Source organism: Streptomyces anulatus, assembly GCF_000721175.1.
Classification (GTDB): domain Bacteria; phylum Actinomycetota; class Actinomycetes; order Streptomycetales; family Streptomycetaceae; genus Streptomyces; species Streptomyces anulatus_C.
This window is the reverse complement of the sequence record NZ_JOEZ01000029.1, coordinates 16,786-33,861: the sequence shown is the minus strand read 5'-3', so window position 1 is coordinate 33,861 and position 17,076 is coordinate 16,786. Positions and strand designations below refer to the sequence as shown.

Here is a 17,076-nt window from a genome sequence, read left to right as displayed (position 1 = left end):
AATCGATTCCAATCATCCGTGTAATCGATTCCACGGGCGCCGTGCACCGGTCTGTCACCGGTCGGCCCCCAGGTTTCGAGGTGTACGGAAACCACAAGGAGGTGGTCCGGGCATGGCGGGCATCAAGGATGTCGCGGCCGAGGCGGGCGTGTCCGTCGCGACGGTCTCACGCGTGCTGAACAGCCATCCGTCCGTCAGCGAGGAGGCGCGTACCCGCGTCCTCGCCGCCGTCGAGGCGCTCGGCTACCGGCCCAACGCGGTGGCCCGCTCGCTGCGCACGGCCCAGACCCGCACCCTCGGTCTGGTCATCAGTGACGTGCTCAACCCGTACTTCACCGAGCTGGCCCGCTTCGTCGAGGAGGAGGCCCGCGCGCTCGGCTACAGCGTCATCATCGGCAACGCCGACGAGCGGCCCGAGCTCCAGGACCACCACATCCGCACGCTCGTCGACCGCAGGATCGACGGGCTCCTCGTGTCGCCCGCCGACGGCGGCTCCACGGTGCTGCGGGAGGTCGCCGTGAGCGGTACGCCGATGGTCTTCGTCGACCGTTGGATCCCCGGCATCGACGTCCCCGTGGTGCGGGCCGACGGTACGGGCGCGGTCAAGGACCTCGTCGCGCATCTGTACCGGCTCGGTCACCGCCGGCTCGCCATCATCGCCGGGCCCGCGGCCACCACCACCGGCAACGAGCGCGTCGAGGCCTTCCGGGACGCGATGCGGGAACTCGGCCTCGCCCTGCCCGACGCCTACATCGGGCAGGGCGACTTCCAGGCCGCCAGCGGCCGCCGGGCCACCGAGGCGTTCCTCGCCCTGCCCGAGCCGCCCGAGGTCGTGTTCGCCGCCGACAACCTGATGGCGCTCGGCGCGCTCGACGCCATCAGAGCCCGAGGGCTGCGGGTCCCCGACGACATCGCCCTCGCCGCCTTCGACGACATCCCGTGGTTCGTCCACACCGACCCGCCGATCACCGCCATCGCCCAGCCGACCGCGGACCTGGCACGGGCCGCCGTACGCGCGCTGGCCGACAGAATCGAAGGACGGACCCCGCAGTCCGTCACCCTGCCCGCCCGCCTCGTCGCACGCCGCTCGTGCGGCGGGGCCGCATCGAACCAGAGGAGCGACCGGTGACCGCACCGGAAAAGCAACGGGTGACCGCACCGGACGAGTTGCTGCGCATCGAAGGTCTGCGCAAGACCTTCCCCGGCGTGGTGGCGCTCGACAACGTCGACTTCGACCTCCGCAGAGGCGAGGTCCATGTCCTGCTCGGCGAGAACGGCGCGGGCAAGAGCACCCTCATCAAGATGCTCTCCGGCGCCTACCGCCCCGACCGCGGCCGCATCCTGGCCGAGGGCCGCGAGGTCCGCATCGAGGGCGCGCAGGATGCCGAACGGCTCGGGATCGCCACCATCTACCAGGAGTTCAACCTCGTACCCGACCTCACGGTCGCCGAGAACATCTTCCTGGGCCGCCAGCCCCGCCGCTTCGGGCTCGTCGACCACCGTCGGATGCGCGAGGACGCGGAGCAGCTGCTGCGCCGGGTCGGCGTCGACGTCCGCCCCGACGCCAAGGTCCGTGAACTGGGCATCGCCCGGCTCCAGATGGTGGAGATCGCCAAGGCGCTCAGCCTGGAGGCCCGCGTCCTGATCATGGACGAGCCCACCGCCGTGCTCACCTCCGGGGAGGTCGACAAGCTCTTCGCGATCGTCCGCCGACTCCGCGAGGACGGCGTCGGGATCGTCTTCATCACCCACCACCTGGAGGAGATCGCCGCACTCGGCGACCGCGTCACCGTCCTGCGCGACGGCCGCAGCATCGACCAGGTTCCGGCCTCGACCCCCGAGGACGAACTCGTCCAGCTCATGGTCGGCCGCAGCATCGAGCAGCAGTACCCGCGCGAACGCCCGGACACGGGCGCAGCGTTGCTGTCCGTGCGCGGACTCACCCGCGACGGCGTCTTCCACGACATCAGCTTCGACGTGCACGCCGGTGAGGTCGTCGGCCTCGCCGGACTCGTCGGCGCCGGACGTACGGAGGTGGCACGCGCGGTCTTCGGCGCCGACCCGTACGACGCCGGCACCGTCGACGTACGGGGCGAGCGCCTCGCCCGGCACGACGTGCCCGCCGCGATGGGCGCCGGGATCGGACTCGTGCCGGAGGACCGCAAGGGCCAGGGCCTGGTCCTGGACGCCTCCGTGCAGGAGAACCTGGGCCTGGTCACCCTGCGTTCCGCGACCCGCTCCGGGCTCGTGGACCTCAGGGGACAGCGCACGGCCGCCGCCCGCATGGCGCAGCAGCTCGGCGTCCGCATGTCCGGCCTCGGCCAGCATGTCCGCACCCTCTCCGGCGGCAACCAGCAGAAGGTCGTCATCGGCAAGTGGCTGCTGGCCGACACCCGGGTGCTCATCCTCGACGAACCCACCCGGGGCATCGACGTCGGAGCCAAGGTCGAGATCTACCAGCTCATCAACGAGCTGACCGCCTCCGGGCACGCCGTCCTGATGATCTCCAGCGATCTGCCGGAGGTCCTCGGCATGAGCGACCGGGTGCTCGTCATGGCCCAGGGCCGGATCGCCGGGGAACTCCCCGCCGACGAGGCCACCCAGGACGCGGTGATGGCCCTCGCGGTCGGCGCCCCGGCCACGGCCCAGGGCCCGGCCCCCACCGACGTACCCACGCCCACCGGACACCCCGCACCGAAGAAGGAAGAGGAGGGCCCCCGTGGCCACTGACACAGCCAGGAGTGACGCGGGAACGGGCGGCGGAGTCTCCGTGATACGCCGCGTCCTGCTCGACAACGGCGCGCTCAGCGCCCTGGTCGTCCTGGTGGTGGCGATGTCGCTGCTCTCCGGCGACTTCCTGACCACCCAGAACCTGCTGAACGTCGGCGTCCAGGCGGCCGTCACCGCCATCCTCGCGTTCGGCGTCACCTTCGTCATCGTCTCGGCGGGCATCGACCTGTCCGTCGGTTCGGTGGCCGCCCTGTCCGCGACGGTCCTCGCCTGGTCGGCGACATCGGCGGGAGTCCCGGTCGTCCTGGCCGTCGTGCTCGCGATCGTCACCGGAATCGCCTGCGGCTTCGTGAACGGCGCCCTCGTCTCGTACGGCAAACTCCCGCCGTTCATCGCGACGTTGGCGATGCTCTCGATCGCCCGCGGCCTTTCCCTCGTCATCTCGCAGGGCAGCCCGATCGCCTTCCCCGACTCCGTCTCGCGGCTCGGCGACACGCTCGGTGGCTGGCTCCCCGTGCCGGTCATCGTGATGATCGCGATGGGCCTGGTCACCGCACTGATCCTCGGCCGCACCTTCATCGGCCGCTCGATGTACGCGATCGGCGGCAACGAGGAGGCGGCCCGGCTCTCCGGCCTCCGCGTCAAGCGCCAGAAGATCGTCATCTACGCCCTGTCCGGCCTCTTCGCCGCCGTCGCGGGCATCGTCCTGGCCTCGCGCCTCGTCTCCGCGCAGCCGCAGGCCGCCCAGGGGTACGAACTCGACGCCATCGCCGCCGTCGTCATCGGCGGGGCGAGCCTGGCCGGCGGCGTAGGCAAGGCGTCCGGCACCCTGATCGGCGCGCTCATCCTCGCCGTCCTCCGTAACGGCCTCAACCTCCTCTCCGTTTCGGCGTTCTGGCAGCAGGTCGTCATCGGCGTCGTCATCGCCCTCGCGGTCCTCCTCGACACGCTGCGCCGCAAGGCCGGTTCGGGCGCGGCCTCCTCGGCGGGCACCGCGCCTGGCGCACCCGGGTCCGGCCGCAGGAACGCGCTGAAGCTGGGCGGTGCGGCCCTCTGCGTGGCCGTCGTCGTCGGCGGGGTCTCCTTCTTCAACTCCGGTTCGTCCGGCGGGACGACGAAGGTCGGCATGTCGCTCTCCACGCTCAACAACCCCTTCTTCGTGCAGATGAAGGAAGGCGCGCAGGCGGAGGCGGAGAAGGCGGGCATCGACCTCACCGTCACCGACGCCCAGAACGACGCCTCCCAGCAGGCCAACCAGCTCCAGAACTTCACCAGTTCGGGCTTCTCCTCGATCATCGTCAACCCGGTGGACTCGGACGCCGTCGGCCCCGGCGTCCGCAGCGCCAACAAGGCCGGCATCCCCGTGATCGCCGCAGACCGGGGCGTCAACAAGGCGGACACCGCGACGCTCGTCGCCTCCGACAACGTGGCGGGCGGCAAGCTCGCCGCCGACGCGCTGGCCGACAAGCTCGGCGGCAAGGGCAGCATCGTCATCCTCCAGGGCACGGCGGGCACCTCCGCCAGCCGTGAGCGGGGGGCCGGCTTCGCCGAGGGACTGAAGGCGTACCCGGGCATCAAGGTGGTCGCCAAGCAGCCCGCGGACTTCGACCGCACCAAGGGTTTGGACGTCATGACGAACCTCATCCAGTCGCACCCCGGCGTCACCGGCGTCTTCGCCGAGAACGACGAGATGGCGCTCGGCGCGGTCAAGGCACTCGGCAGCAGGGCCGGGAAGTCCGTCCCGGTCGTCGGCTTCGACGGGACCCCGGACGGCCTGAAGGCGGTCGAGGCCGGCACGCTCTACGCTTCGGTGGCCCAACAGCCCGCCGAACTGGGGAAGATCGCGGTGCGGAACGCCGTGAAGGCCGCGAAGGACGAGAAGGTCGAGAGCACGGTGAAGGTGCCGGTCAAGGTGGTCACCCGGGAGAACGTCGCCGACTTCTCCTGACTCCGGCCCGCGAACCGGTTTCCTTGAACCCGGCTTCTGAACCGGCCTGTTGATCCCGGACCGACGAAAGCAGGAAGCACGCCCATGCACGACAACGCCCCCGAGGACCGGTACGACCTGCTGGTCGTCGGGTCGGCCAACGCCGACCTGGTGATCGGCGTCGAGCGCCGCCCCGCGCCCGGCGAGACGGTCCTCGGCTCCGACCTGGCCGTCCACCCCGGCGGCAAGGGCGCCAACCAGTCGCTGGCCGCCGCCCGCCTCGGCGCCAGGACGGCCCTGCTCGCCCGGGTCGGCGACGACGACCACGGACGCCTCCTGCTGGAGACCCAGCGCGCGGCCGGCGTGGACACGGACGGCGTCCTGGTGGGCGGGGCCCCCACGGGCGTCGCGCTGATCACCGTCGACCCCTCGGGCGACAACAGCATCGTGGTCTCGCCGGGCGCGAACGGACGCCTCACCCCCGAGGACGTCCGAGCGGCGGCCCCGCTGCTGGCGTCCGCCCGGGTGATCTCCGTACAGCTGGAGATCCCGCCGGCCACGGTGGCCGAGACGGTACGCGGCCGGGGACCGGACACCCGCCTCGTCCTCAACCCGTCCCCGCCCGCCCCGCTCCCCGAGGAGGTGCTCGCCGCCTGCGATCCGCTGGTGGTCAACGAGCACGAGGCGCGGTACATCCTGGGGGAGGGCGCGGGGGACACCCCGCACGACTGGGTTCCGGCGCTGCTCGCGCTGGGCCCGCGCTCGGTCGTGATCACCCTGGGAGCCGCGGGGGCTCTGGTGGCCGACAGCCGTACGGGCTCCCTGGACCACCTGCTCAGCCCGAAGGTGGAGGCCCTCGACACGACCGGCGCGGGGGACGCGTTCACGGCGGCCCTGGCCTGGCGGCTGGGCCGTGGCGACGACCTGCGGGAGGCGGCGGCCTTCGCGGTCAGGGTGGGCGCGGCGGCGGTCACGGCACGGGGGGCGCAGGAGTCGTTCCCGACGCTGGAGGAGGTCGACGCGCTGTGAAGAAGTCGGGCATTCTCAACCGCCACCTGGCGGGCGCGATCGCCGAACTCGGCCACGGCGACACCGTCCTGATCTGCGACGCCGGCATGCCGATCCCGCCCGGCCCCCGCGTCGTCGACCTGGCCTTCCGCGCCGGGACCCCGTCGTTCGCCGAGGTGCTGGACGGCCTGCTCGACGAGCTGGTCGTCGAGGGCGCGACGGCCGCGGAGGAGGTCCGCGAGGCCAACCCGGAGGCCGCGGCCCTGCTGGACGGTCACTTCCCCTGGCTGGAACAGGTCCCGCACGACGACCTGAAGGCGCTCACGGCGTCCGCCCGCCTGGTCGTCCGGACGGGGGAGGCCCGGCCGTACGCGAACGTACTGCTGAGGTGCGGGGTCTTCTTCTGAGCGAGCGCCCTCCTTCCGGACCGGCCTGACGACGGTACGAGGACGGGCCGCGCCCCACGCGGGGAGCGGCCCGTCCTCTGCCGTTCCGTCCCCCGCTCAGCCGGCCACGGCGTAGTCGCCGAGCGAGGGCCCGAGCAGATCGAAGGAGCGCTCCGCCTCCTCGGCCAGGACCGCGGCGATCTCCGCGTCGGTCCGCCCGGCGAGCGTCAACTCCTGGATGCGGCCGTAAGAGCACGCGGTGCACGTCCGCGACATGTTCACCCCGGGTCGCGACAGGCGGAGCCTGGCCATGCGTGGTGCGCAGCGGAAGACGCGCTGTTACCAAGGGGGTTGTGGGGGCCGCCGGGGCTGAGGGGAGCCGCTGCTCACACGCCGGCCTCCACCAGGAAGGTGCTGGGTTCCCCGGTCCACGACACATACAGGTCGTCCCGTGCCCGCGTGCACGCCACGAAGAGCAGGCAGCGTTCCGCCAGCAGATCGGCGGCGTGCTGAAGGCGGTCGACCTCGACCGGTGTCACCGCCTTGGGGAACGGGAGGGCGCCGACGCTCGCGCCGATGACCGCGACACACCGGAACTCCAGCCCCTTGAAGGCATGCATGGTGCCGACCTGGACGGCATCCGCCTCCGTGACGGTGTCGCCCCGCAGACGAGCCGCGGGAACGCCGGCCTGCCTGAGCCGCTCCACCGCCTTGTCGGCGTTCTTGTTGAACCGTGCGCTGACCCCGATCTCGCCTGCGGCGATTCCGCTGTCGAGCCAGCCGCGCACCCGCTCCACGAGTCCGTCCAGTTCCGCTGCCTCCGATGCGGCCCCGAGCATTTCGGGCCGTGTGCCGTGCAGGGACGAGCGGTAGCCCAGCAGGGTCTCGTTGCGCGCGTCGTCCGCGAGCTGTTCGAAGGGCCGCCCGACCAGCAGCGCGGTCGACCAGCTGAGGATCTCGTGCGTGGAGCGGTAGTTCTTGCGCATCTTCGTCGAACGTCCGGCGACCCTCACCCCGACGGCCTTCAGCGAGACCTTCGAGTCGTAGATCCGTTGGTGCGGATCGCCCGCGATGAACAGGTCGTCGGGCCGGGGCGGGGCGGCCGCCCGCAGCAACCGCCACTGCACGGGGTGCAGGTCCTGCGCCTCGTCCACGACGACGTGCCGATACCGCGGGCCTCCGGACTCCAGCAGATCCGCCGCCTCCGCACAGGTGCCGAGGTAGGTGCGCAGTCCGTCGGCTTTCAGCCGGCCGGTGAACTCCTGGATCGTGCGCCACACCACCGCGCGCGAGGCGGTGGGCAGGGCGCTGCCACGACCACGCCGCTCACAGTTCTCGTACTCCTCCAGGGTGCGCAGATCCTGCGCCAGCACGACGTGCTTGTACTCCTGGGCCAGGAACCGTCCGGTCCCCGGGAAACCGGTCGCCCGCGCGGCCTGCCCCCACCGCGTCTCTTCCTCGCCGCCTCGCAGGGGGCGTCGCGACGTGGAGACGACGCGCCCCGCGAACGCGTCGACGGTCATGATGTCGACGCGGTCGCGCAGGGCCTCGTCCTCCACCAGGGCGGCCAGACCGTTGCGCAACGCGGCCACGAGTGCGTTCGTGTACGTGGTCAGCAGGATGCGGTCGCCGTCGCGCAGGTGCCCCAGCAGGTGCCGCACGCGATGCAGGGCGACCACGGTCTTCCCCGTGCCCGGGCCACCGGTGACCTGGGCGGGGCCGGAGTACGAAGCCCGGTAGGCGATCCGGTGCTGGGAGGGGTGGAGGAACACCCGCCAGGCCGCGAACGGCTTGTCCAGGATGTCCCGCAACTCCTCGGAGGCGGTCACCAGCGCGATGCGGTTACGGGTGCGGTGGATGGCCGTGGCGAAGTCGTCCGTGTCCACCGGAGCGTCGCCCGCGGACACCTGGGCGAGGCTGACGGAGACGACGTCCCGCCACACCTCCTCCACGCTGAACCCCGCCGCCAGATACTCCAGAACCTCGCGCTGGTCCTGTGGGAAGTAGGGAGCGAAGATCTCCAGCTGTTCCGCATCGGTCAGTGCACGGGCCTGACGCAGCGTGGTCTCGTCGATGCCCAGCGCCGCGAGGTCTCCGTCGGACACCTTCGCGAACAGCCGCTGATCGGCGGCCGGCGCGATCCGCTCATAGGCGGGCGTGAGCTCGTCCAGCATGGCGATGTCCCGGATCTCCACCGCCCGGGTGACGGTGTTGATGCTCGCCTTCTGCTTGATCGCCCAGTCGATCGCCTTGTCGTGCGGCATCACCCGCAGCAGCACGTACGTGTCACCGCTGGCGGGCGCGAGCACGACCCCCCGCGTCCCCTGATCGATGCGGATGGTGCGGATGTGCGGATCGCGGGCGCGCTTCAGCGACTCCAGCTTCAGCCCCGGGTCCTTGAACAGCTGGTCGAGAGTGAGTCGTTCGAACTTCTCCCAGGCGTCGAACACCCCTTGTTTTACCGTTCCTTGGAGCTTGGCGAGCTGCGAACAGAAGCCGATGTCGAACGCGAGGTGGGGCATGGGTGGACTCTTCCGTGGTGCGGGTGGAACGGAGCGAGGGGGTGGGGCGAGGGCGTGGACGACGGCGGACCGGGCACTCAGCCCGCCGGCCCGTCGAGGTCGAGACGTATCAGGGCCAGCGCCTCGGCGACCTCCTCCGTCATCTCGTCGTCGGAGCCGAACACGAGACACAGATCGTCGTACAGGGGTGTCAGGACCCGCTCCGCCTCGTCCGCCAGCCCCTGGGCGAGCAGCAGCATCCCGATGTCGCGCCGCAGCTCGACCGCCTCGTCGCTCACGTCGCCGTCGACGGCCCGGACGACCTCCAGGACGCCGCGCAGCGAGGCCAGCGCGTCGGTCACCTGTCCGAGCTCGCCCCGACACCGGGCAGCCTGCGCACGGCAGCCGCGCGCCCGCTCCCCGGCCGCCCCGCCGGTCCGTCCGTAGGCGTCCGCGAGGGCCTCGAACTCGGGCAGTGCGGCCCGGAAGTCCCCGCCGAGCAGCTGGATCGCGGCCCGCTGCCGCCGCAGGTCCAGCACCTTCCTGCTCTCCTCCCCGAGAGCGCGGGCGGCGGGCCCGATCAGCTCGCCGAGTACTTCGGCGGCCTGGGCGTACCGCTCCTCCTCCAGCAGGGCGTCGGAGTGCTGGTAGGCCTCCTCGATCTCCGCGCGCAGCGCTTCCGGTACGGGAACGGGCCCGGCGGCCGCGACGTCCGGGCCCACGGCGGTCGGCGCAGGGCGGCTGCCCTCACCGGCGCGGGCACGCGGTGCGTACGGGTTGCGGTAGATCCCGGTCGGGTCGGGCGCACCGTCCCAGTGCGCCTCACCGGGCGAGGGCTTCTGGCCCGGGGGCGGCAGGAAGGGCCGCAGCCGCTCGTACACCTCCTGCACATCGGCGGGCCGGGCCTCCGGCGCCTTGAGCAGCAGATGCAGCACGAGGTCCTCAAGGGCGGCGGGCACGTCGGGTCGCAGCGCCCGCAGCGGGGTGGGTGCCGCGTTGACGTGCTGCGACATCACCACGTACTCACTGCCACCCGTGAACAGCAGGCTCCCGCAGAGGAGTTCGTGGAGGATGCAGCCGAGCGCGTACAGGTCGGTCTGCGTACTGGTGCGACCGCCCCGCACCTGCTCCGGCGCCATGTACTGGTAGGTCCCGATCGGGGTGCCGGTGGCGGTCAGCTTGGTGACGTCGCTCCGCAGGATCGCCGCGATCCCGAAGTCCAGGACCTTCACGGTCCCGTCCCGGGCGACCAGGATGTTGCCCGGCTTCAGGTCGCGGTGGATGACCGGCACCTCGTGCGCGTACGACAGCACGGTGGCGACCTGCGCGGCGACGGCGGCCGCCCAGCTGACCGGCAGCGGACGTTCCGGGTGGATGTACGAGGACAGCGCCACCCCGTCGACCAGCTCCATGACCAGGAACAGCCGCTCGTAGGAGTCGTCCAGCACCGCGTCGTACACCTGGGGCACCCCGGGATGCCGGATCCTCGCGGTGATGCGGGCCTCGCGACGGAAGCGCTTCGCGAACTCCTGCGCCAACTGCGTCGACCCGTGTACGGCCTGCTGCCGGATCAGCTTCACGGCGACGGGCCGGTCGAGCACGGCGTCGTAACCGCGCCACACATCCCCCATGCCGCCGCTGTCGAGCCCCTCCAGCAGTTCGTACCGACCGGCGATCGCCTGTTGTGACACCGTTCCCCCGGGATCGTGCGGATGCGGTCGACGTCCACGGGGCCGACCACGACGTGGTTGGGGACGAGTCTGGCCGGTGCGGGCGTTCCAGGTCCACCGGCGGCCCGGGGTTACGGATGAGCCGTCTTGTTCCGGTCAGCGGAGTGGCTCGTTAATGCTGCTCACAGGCGATGCGGGCGCCTTGCCGGATCGCCCCGCACGGGCTGCTGCGCCCGGGGTGATGCGGCAGTCATGAGAGGAGGGCGATGATCAGACGTCCCGGGATCAGGTACAGGGTGACAGCCGCGCTACCCAGGAGGACTGGCAGGGCGACGAGAATGCGGAGGGGGAGCCAGAGGGGGGCCCAGGAACTCACCGCCTTGCCTTTGCCGTCTGGTTTCGGCAGATACCACACGGACCGGATCGGCACAGGCTTCGCGGTTCTGCTGTCCGCGTGCCGCGTGTACTCACGCTGTCGGCCAGACGCGTCGGTGACCACGTAGACGTGTTCGTGAGCCCCGTGCGGACCGGCCGTCGATCGGGCGAACGCCGCCTGCGTCAGATGGCCGCGGCGCACCAGTGCCCACAGGTCGACTGTGGCACCGACGAAGAGAAGTCCCGAGAGAATGGCAACTCCGCTGGTGATCCCAGCGATGATGACGGCGACGAAGGCCCCTGGTCCGTCGCCTGCGGCGGCCAGGGCGGCCGCGTAGCCGCAGAGCAGAACGAGCAGCCCGATCGCCCACGGAACGGGCAGGTCGTCAGCGGGGCGCAGAGGCGGGCTGTCGACGACTTCGGCCTCTTCGGCCGATGCGAGATGTCCGCTGAGCGAACGGGGCGAGCCCTCGCGGAGCCGTATGGCGTCGGCCGCGCACACGGCGATGAGGCGCTTCGCACCGTCGCTGGGGGCCCACCTGACCTCGGTGGTCGCTTGCCCGTGCCGCGAGTCGAAGAAGCAGGGCGGAAGCCGCTGGGGCAACGGTGCGCCGGAGACGCGGGCCTCCAGGTCCTCCAGGGCGTTCATGCCCTGCTGCAGCAGCTGGGGCACGACTGTCACCTGCTTGCGGCCGCGCAAGGCCCGGGAGGCGGCGTCGTATGCGTCGAGGGCGCGCTCCCAGTCGTCCATCGCCTTCGGCGGTGTTCCGGGATCACCTGGGTCGAAGCTGTGCTCAGCCAACAACTCGCCGAAGGCCGTCACTTCGGCTTCCAGTTCCCGCTTACGCTCTCTTCGCCCTGACCCACGCATTCCCGGCCCCCCGCCATACGATGTCCCTTGGAGCTTAACCTCGCTGTTTCGGTTGGGATGAGGCGGAGTTGCAGATCACCAACTGTTGGGTGGCTGACGCGGTTTCGGTACTTGGGCAGGGCGGAGTCCCGGCGCGGTGGTCGGGTGCTCCGGGGTCCTTCGAGGGCACGGGTCCAGGCCAGCAGGTCGATTGCCGCGAGGCTGAGTTCGAGCCAGACAGTGTTGTGAGCTGCCCCAAGTTTCGTAGAGTCCGATCTTGATTGGTTCAGACGCACCTACCGACAGCCATAAGCGAGGCTCTGTCAAGGTTCAGCGAGACGGAACAAAAAGCCTCGTCGCTGGGAACGCCTGGACGCGAGAACCCGCCCCGGGACTTTACCCCGAGCGGGTTCATAAGGAGTGCTGGCTCACGCCCAGAGGGCAGCTACTTGTCTGTCGCCCTGCGGATGATCCGTACGACAGCTCCTGCGGCCATGAGCGCCAGCCCCACCAGGAGGACGGGGAGGCCGGGGCCTGGGAGGACGTACATCAGGGCTCCCGCCACGGTGGCGACAGCGCCGATGGACATCAGTACGACGCCCATGGAGGAATTGTTCACGTGGGTCTCCCGACTGGTGCTGGGGCGATTCTGCCGACGGCTGCCCGGACATATGGGCCGGGCAGCCTGGGCCGGTCAGTACCCCCAGCAGATCTTCGATCAGTAGACGTAGGTTCTGCGGTGCGTCGTCGTCCACCACGAGGTTTCACTGAACCTGGAGTTGGTGGAAGTCTCGCGGTAGGTGATCTTGTTCTGGTACTGGGGCTGTGTAGACCGACACCCATTCAGCCAGAACCTTCTCACTGCGCCAGGACAACAGGGTGCAGCGGACACCGCGCTGGGTGCGCCAGCGCCAACGCTCCTTCCAGCCGACGATCGCCAGCGGGGTCCGGTCGGCGATCGCGTCCCACCACCAGGAGTACTTCTTGTTGCACCACTTGCTGTAGGACCAGCCGCCCGACCACGTGATCTTGATGTCGCTGCGCCAGCCCGTCCACGCGTACCACGGGATCTTGCACGGCAAGCACCCGGTGACGTCCTCGGCGTTGACCGGGTCGCCACAGACGTCGTAGTTGCTGCAGCTTCCGCCGGAGACCGGGTGGGTCTGCAGGAACCGTCCGGAGGCCGGGTCGTACAGCCGGACGCCCATCATGACGAGGTTGCCGAGGGTTTCGGAGGACCGTTGCTCCGCGCCGAAGAAGCCGTAGCGGGCTTTGCCGGTGGTGGATTTGCCGAACTCGTCGCTGGTGAGTGCCGTGGGGGCCTTGGAGAGGTCCAGAGGCAGGGCCAGAGCGATGTCACCGTGCAGATCGACGAATTGCAGGACGACGTCGCCGGTCTTTTCCGGTGACGGCTCCGAGGCTGCGTCCGGCGGATTCCACGTTGCGTGTGATATCCCACCAGAGTACGGGTACGTACCCGTACCCGTACCGCGCGAAGATGTCCCGCACCGTCGGTGCCGGAGCTCGGATGGCTCCAGCGCTCTGCCTTCGCCGTCGTCTGCGCCGAAGCTGGATCGCGTACTCGAAGTCGCGGGGGGTCGGTGCAGGGCGTTCAGCTCCGGGAGCCCATAGCGCAGGGCCTGTCGGCGCGTACGGTCCCACGCCCGCTGCTGCAGGCGACGTTAAGGCCGCAGCGCGTTGCTGAGGTCCGTCTCGACCGCTCTGCGGCGCCTTGTACGGTCGAGTCACCGTTGGAAACATGAATTCGAGCTGTCAAAGAGGTGCATTTTGGGCAGAATTTTGGACACGCACGAAATGGTGGTTAGTCCCAGCTACCGTCTATTCGGGTTGATGGACACGAGTATCGAGCCTTACGGGCTGGACCCGGATGACACGCATTGGCTCCTCTCTGCCCCTGGGTTGGTCTATCTGCAAGTTCCATCGGCAGTCATTGAGGCGTCCGTATGTCTGGAGAGTTGGTCTGTCAAACCTCCGGAAAGGCATGCAAATTGGTTCGGCCGGGAGGAAGTGGAAGTGGAACTTCCCACCGGAGAGCTCGGGGTTCACACCATTGATGGCGGGGTTCGGGAAGTTTCTTTGATTCTTCCCTCGGCTGGGCTATACGGGATGCGATGGCAGTGGATGTTCAATGGGGATCGAGGGCCTTTTCTGTCACCGATTGGAGGAGCGCGTGAATTGCCAGTTCCGCCAGGCCAGGAGAGGGAGTTGAAAGGTAAAGATCAGTACTGTCTTGTGCAAATATGGCGCACGCTTGCCAGCAGCCCACCAGCTGCTGAACGGCGACGAACGAGACGTCTTCCGCTCCTGCATCACGACCGCGCTCAGCGCCTGCGACCTCATTGAGGAACGGCAGATCCGCGCCAATGTGCGGGCGTTCTCCGGACAGACGGCCCAACTGAGTGCCAACCGCGGATAGAACTGGAACAGAGGTCCAAGCGCCGGCGGCCCGCGTCGGCACGGACACCTGACCTCACGCCGTACGGCCCAGCCCTGGGGGGGTGTCCAGTAAAGGCCCTGTCTCACATTCGGTGGTGACGCTGGGCGTGCATCCCTGATCATGATCTTGTGATGGATGTCAACTTCCTTGTGGGAACGGTGTTTCCCGGGCTGTCGGCGCTGGTAGTCGAGGATGTGGTGGACGGCGGTGACGCGGTGGTGGTCAAGCCAGCCGGCGAACCTTCTCCCTCAGGGCGCCGATCATCAGGCCGGCGGAGATCCCCTCGTCCTGCCGGCCCGTGCGCACCGTGATGGGGCAGAGCCGGCGGCGCGGCCGTCGCTATGGCCTAGGGTTCCTGCGACGGTAGCGGGAGATACAGGAGTTCTCTGTGGCCGAGTTAGTGGCGCGCGAAGAAGTTGGGGTGTCCGTGGGGTTCCACGCGTTCGCCCTTCAGGAAGAGGACGACATGGAGGTCCCCGCTCCCTTCCCCGAGGAGCGGGCAGAGGTTCCAGGAGTAGATTTCCTGACCGCTTACGGCAAGCGTCTCGACTTCGAGAGCGCTGGGCACACCCACGAGGCAACTCTGACAGCCGAGGTGTGGAGCAGCGAACCGCCTGTGACCGGCGACGTCCACTGGGAAGCTCAGGGCGAAGCAGAGATCTTTTCGACCACTGGGAACCTGTCGGTTGAGACGATGTCCGGGGTCGGCGAAGGCCGGGTGGAGCTCGGGCGGCCCGACACGCTGTGGAAGGTCCGCGCCTCTTGTTCGGGCCGGGCCGAGGTTGCCCGGCTTGCGGTGGTGGACGTGCCCGTCGGGGTGGAGCGGTACCTGGTGCAGTTCTGGCCAGCCAGCACCTGAGAACCTGTGGGAAGAGCACCGGGCCCTGCCCACAGGGCGCGTCAGGAGATCGAGACGACGGTAGGCGTCGACGTCATCCCCGCTGCTGAACCCGTCCAGAATGCGGTTCCGGTGGACCTCCAGGAACTGGGCGGAACCACCAACGGAGTACGGGGTCGGTGAGGAACACCTGATGGCGCGGACCCTCGTCCTGGTCGAACAAGGACAGCTGGGCTCCGGGGTGCGGCCGCTCCCGGCGCACGATGATGCGGGTGCCGCCGGCCGGGTAGCCGGTCAGGTCGGCCATGCCGGTCAGCTCGGCGCTCGGCGCCGTCACGCAGTGTCCCGTCCTGGTCCAGGGCGGGATGCCAGAGGGGTCAGGCATGGCTCGGACAGCGCGACGGACCGGCTCGCTGATGGCGTATCGGACCGAGAAGAAGGGAGGCGACCGGGCCGAACACCTCGCCCTGGTCCCGCACCACAGCCCTCTGCAGGTCGCCGTGCGTGAACGCCGGAATCCTCGGCCGGAACGCGGCCTCGGCGACCTGGCGACCGCGGGACCAGGTCAGGCCGAACTACTTCTGTCAGGAGTCCTTGGGCGCTACGTGTTGCGATAAGGTGCCTTTTCCTCGCTGAGCTTCTTCAGCGATGCCGCTCCAGCGTGAGGCTGGGCTTGCGGTCGGCGGTTCCATCCTCCGGCTATGGCGACTCCCGAGCTGTTGGAGACTCTGGCGGCAGCACACGCGTGCAGTCAGGGCCGGTCAGAGTGGCCGTACGTCCAGCGCGGCCCAGACGGTCTTTCCGGGGCCGTCGGCGCGGGGGTACCAGCCCCAGCGGTCGGTGAGGGCGGCGACCAGGAGCAGCCCCCGGCCGCCCTCCTGGTCGTCGGCCGGGGGTTCGGTGAGCGCGGGGACGCGTTCGCCGCGTGAGTCGGTGACCTCGACGCGTACGGTCGTGTCCTCGGCGGACAGCCGGAGGCGGAAGTCCCTTCCCGGTACGAGGCCGTGGCTGACGGCGTTGGCGCTGAGCTCCGCCACGACCAGCGTCAACGCGTCGTGGGCGTCACTCCCGTACGGGATGCCCCAGGTGTCGAGCCGTTCGCCGGCCAGGTGCCGGGCGAGGCGGGCGCCGCGTGGCGTGGAGCTGAACCGCATCGTGAAGTGGTGCCAGGTGAAGCGGGGTTGGGCGGGTCGCGCGATACGTACGGGGAGGGGTGACGGGTTGCTGGTCATGCCTCCACGGTGATGGTCCGTGGCGTAGCGTGACCAGAGGTGACGCGCCGTCGTGAGGCGGTTGTACGCGGCGGCGCGCGGCGTGTACGTACGTGGGAGCCGGGCCGTCGTAGGAGACCAGCCACACGAACTGGTTGCGCTCCCGGTCGACCCAGGCCCCACCGATCGTGAACCCCAACTCCAGCCGCAGCGGCACGATGTCGGTCCTCCACCTCGCCACCCACTCGTCCAGCAGGCCGTCGCGGACCGTGTAGGTGCGGAGTTGGGTGGTCTTGGCCACCGTGAGGCGCTCCTGGGCCGATCGGTCGGGGTCGCCCATCCCCAACGCGGCAAGGCCTTCCAGGCCGGCGTTCGCGTAAGCCGGGAGGGGACACAGGGCGGCCCCCAAGCGTACGGGGCCCTCCTGGTGCTCGGGGTGCTTTTCGACTGGTGCTGGGTCGCGGGCGTTGGGCTCGGGCGTCAACCGCGCCGCTTGTTCGGGGCCCGTCGCCGTCGCCCACCGAACTGACGCGAACACACGGACGCCGCCGTCGGAGCGGTTCTGCCGGCGGCGGCGCGAGGTGGGGATGCGGGGTCGCGGTGGGGGTCAGTGGAAGTTCAGGGACGCGGAACCGGGCTCGGCGGAGATCGAGGACGGGCAGAGGAAGCTGCCTGAGCTCTTCGAGGCGGTGAACGCCTGGTTCGTGTAGGCGCGGGTGGAGCCGTCCCGGGTCCACCCGACGTTCGTGGCCTTGTAGGAGCAGGAGACGAAGCTCTGCTTCACCGTGATGTCGATGAGGTCGGACATCGCGGTGCCGGCCGTGTCGTCGAAGGTGAGCGTCGGGTTGCTGTTGAGAGTGGCGGTCGCGCCGCCGCTACAGCTCACGCCACTGTTGACGGTGGAGCGGTCGATGGTCAGGGTGGCGGGCGGGTTCGCGCTGGCGGTTGCGTCGGCCCAGGTACAGGTGCTGCCCGCGGCCGTGATGGAGCCGTCGACCTGCTGGGAGGCAGCAGGGCCCGCCGCGCCTGCCGCGGTGGAGACACCGGCGACGGCCGCGACGACCAGGGCGGTGACGCACGAGAGTTTCGGTGCGAGTCTCATGTCACTCCTTCTTGCCGCGT

The 17,076-nt window shown here is 69.8% G+C and carries 15 protein-coding genes and 3 pseudogenes; 8 read left to right on the top strand and 10 right to left on the bottom strand.

Features of this window, described 5'->3' with window-relative positions; translation table 11 throughout:
• Positions 1-112: 112 nt before the first annotated feature.
• From IG90_RS0128975 to rbsD, 5 genes are all read left to right on the top strand, one after another.
• The gene (locus tag IG90_RS0128975) at positions 113-1,129 is read left to right on the top strand and encodes a LacI family DNA-binding transcriptional regulator (protein ID WP_030590777.1); all 1,017 of its coding nucleotides are present in this window, start codon (positions 113-115) and stop codon (positions 1,127-1,129) included.
• A complete protein-coding gene (locus IG90_RS0128970) occupies positions 1,126-2,730 on the top strand; it encodes a sugar ABC transporter ATP-binding protein (protein WP_030590774.1) in 1,605 nt (534 codons plus the stop codon). Before IG90_RS0128975 ends, IG90_RS0128970 begins: the two co-directional genes overlap by 4 nt.
• Positions 2,720-4,678 carry an ABC transporter permease/substrate-binding protein gene (locus IG90_RS0128965; RefSeq protein ID WP_030590772.1) on the top strand — a complete coding sequence of 653 codons (1,959 nt, stop codon included), beginning with the start codon at positions 2,720-2,722 and terminating at the stop codon, positions 4,676-4,678. Before IG90_RS0128970 ends, IG90_RS0128965 begins: the two co-directional genes overlap by 11 nt.
• A gap of 84 nt (positions 4,679-4,762) precedes the next feature.
• Positions 4,763-5,686 (top strand): ribokinase, encoded by a 924-nt coding sequence (locus tag IG90_RS0128960; protein WP_030590769.1) that lies wholly within the window; start codon positions 4,763-4,765, stop codon positions 5,684-5,686.
• Positions 5,683-6,072: a D-ribose pyranase gene (rbsD, locus tag IG90_RS0128955; protein ID WP_030590766.1), complete on the top strand. Its 390-nt coding sequence runs from the start codon at positions 5,683-5,685 to the stop codon at positions 6,070-6,072. The genes IG90_RS0128960 and rbsD overlap by 4 nt, the downstream gene beginning before the upstream one ends.
• 96 nt (positions 6,073-6,168) lie before the next feature.
• Here the strand turns inward: rbsD and IG90_RS44440 are convergent, their stop codons facing one another.
• From IG90_RS44440 to IG90_RS0128925, 6 genes and pseudogenes are all read right to left on the bottom strand, one after another.
• A complete protein-coding gene (locus IG90_RS44440) occupies positions 6,169-6,363 on the bottom strand; it encodes a hypothetical protein (RefSeq protein ID WP_124265207.1) in 195 nt (64 codons plus the stop codon).
• Between the two features lie 74 nt (positions 6,364-6,437).
• Complete coding sequence (locus IG90_RS0128945; RefSeq protein ID WP_030590763.1) at positions 6,438-8,573, bottom strand: UvrD-helicase domain-containing protein; 2,136 nt, start codon at positions 8,571-8,573, stop codon at positions 6,438-6,440.
• A gap of 77 nt (positions 8,574-8,650) precedes the next feature.
• Complete coding sequence (locus IG90_RS0128940) at positions 8,651-10,243, bottom strand: serine/threonine-protein kinase (RefSeq protein ID WP_030590760.1); 1,593 nt, start codon at positions 10,241-10,243, stop codon at positions 8,651-8,653.
• Between the two features lie 229 nt (positions 10,244-10,472).
• Positions 10,473-11,420 carry a hypothetical protein gene (locus tag IG90_RS40860; RefSeq protein WP_157846364.1) on the bottom strand — a complete coding sequence of 316 codons (948 nt, stop codon included), beginning with the start codon at positions 11,418-11,420 and terminating at the stop codon, positions 10,473-10,475.
• Between the two features lie 472 nt (positions 11,421-11,892).
• Positions 11,893-12,066 (bottom strand): hypothetical protein, encoded by a 174-nt coding sequence (locus IG90_RS44955; protein ID WP_164493929.1) that lies wholly within the window; start codon positions 12,064-12,066, stop codon positions 11,893-11,895.
• 145 nt (positions 12,067-12,211) lie between these two features.
• Positions 12,212-12,682: pseudogene (locus IG90_RS0128925) on the bottom strand (RHS repeat-associated core domain-containing protein); the annotation flags it as partial.
• A 6-nt stretch (positions 12,683-12,688) separates the two neighbouring features.
• Between IG90_RS0128925 and IG90_RS46185 the strand changes: the two are divergent.
• From IG90_RS46185 to IG90_RS44430, 3 genes are all read left to right on the top strand, one after another.
• Positions 12,689-12,856, top strand: a complete 168-nt coding sequence (locus tag IG90_RS46185; RefSeq protein ID WP_233436108.1) for a hypothetical protein — start codon at positions 12,689-12,691, stop codon at positions 12,854-12,856.
• A gap of 863 nt (positions 12,857-13,719) precedes the next feature.
• Positions 13,720-13,884, top strand: a complete 165-nt coding sequence (locus IG90_RS44435; protein ID WP_157846363.1) for a hypothetical protein — start codon at positions 13,720-13,722, stop codon at positions 13,882-13,884.
• Between the two features lie 409 nt (positions 13,885-14,293).
• Positions 14,294-14,764, top strand: a complete 471-nt coding sequence (locus IG90_RS44430; RefSeq protein WP_030590751.1) for a hypothetical protein — start codon at positions 14,294-14,296, stop codon at positions 14,762-14,764.
• Positions 14,765-14,918: 154 nt separating this feature from the next.
• On the opposite strand, the pseudogene IG90_RS46750 reads toward IG90_RS44430, so the two are convergent.
• The 4 genes and pseudogenes from IG90_RS46750 to IG90_RS0128895 all read right to left on the bottom strand — a co-directional run.
• A pseudogene (locus IG90_RS46750) lies at positions 14,919-15,114 on the bottom strand (IS1380 family transposase); the annotation flags it as partial.
• Positions 15,115-15,195: 81 nt separating this feature from the next.
• Positions 15,196-15,303, bottom strand: a pseudogene (locus IG90_RS46935) (aminoglycoside phosphotransferase family protein); the annotation flags it as partial.
• A 201-nt stretch (positions 15,304-15,504) separates the two neighbouring features.
• A complete protein-coding gene (locus IG90_RS0128900) occupies positions 15,505-15,975 on the bottom strand; it encodes an ATP-binding protein (RefSeq protein ID WP_030590745.1) in 471 nt (156 codons plus the stop codon).
• 586 nt (positions 15,976-16,561) lie between these two features.
• Positions 16,562-17,056 carry a hypothetical protein gene (locus tag IG90_RS0128895; RefSeq protein WP_033894732.1) on the bottom strand — a complete coding sequence of 165 codons (495 nt, stop codon included), beginning with the start codon at positions 17,054-17,056 and terminating at the stop codon, positions 16,562-16,564.
• Positions 17,057-17,076: the final 20 nt, after the last annotated feature.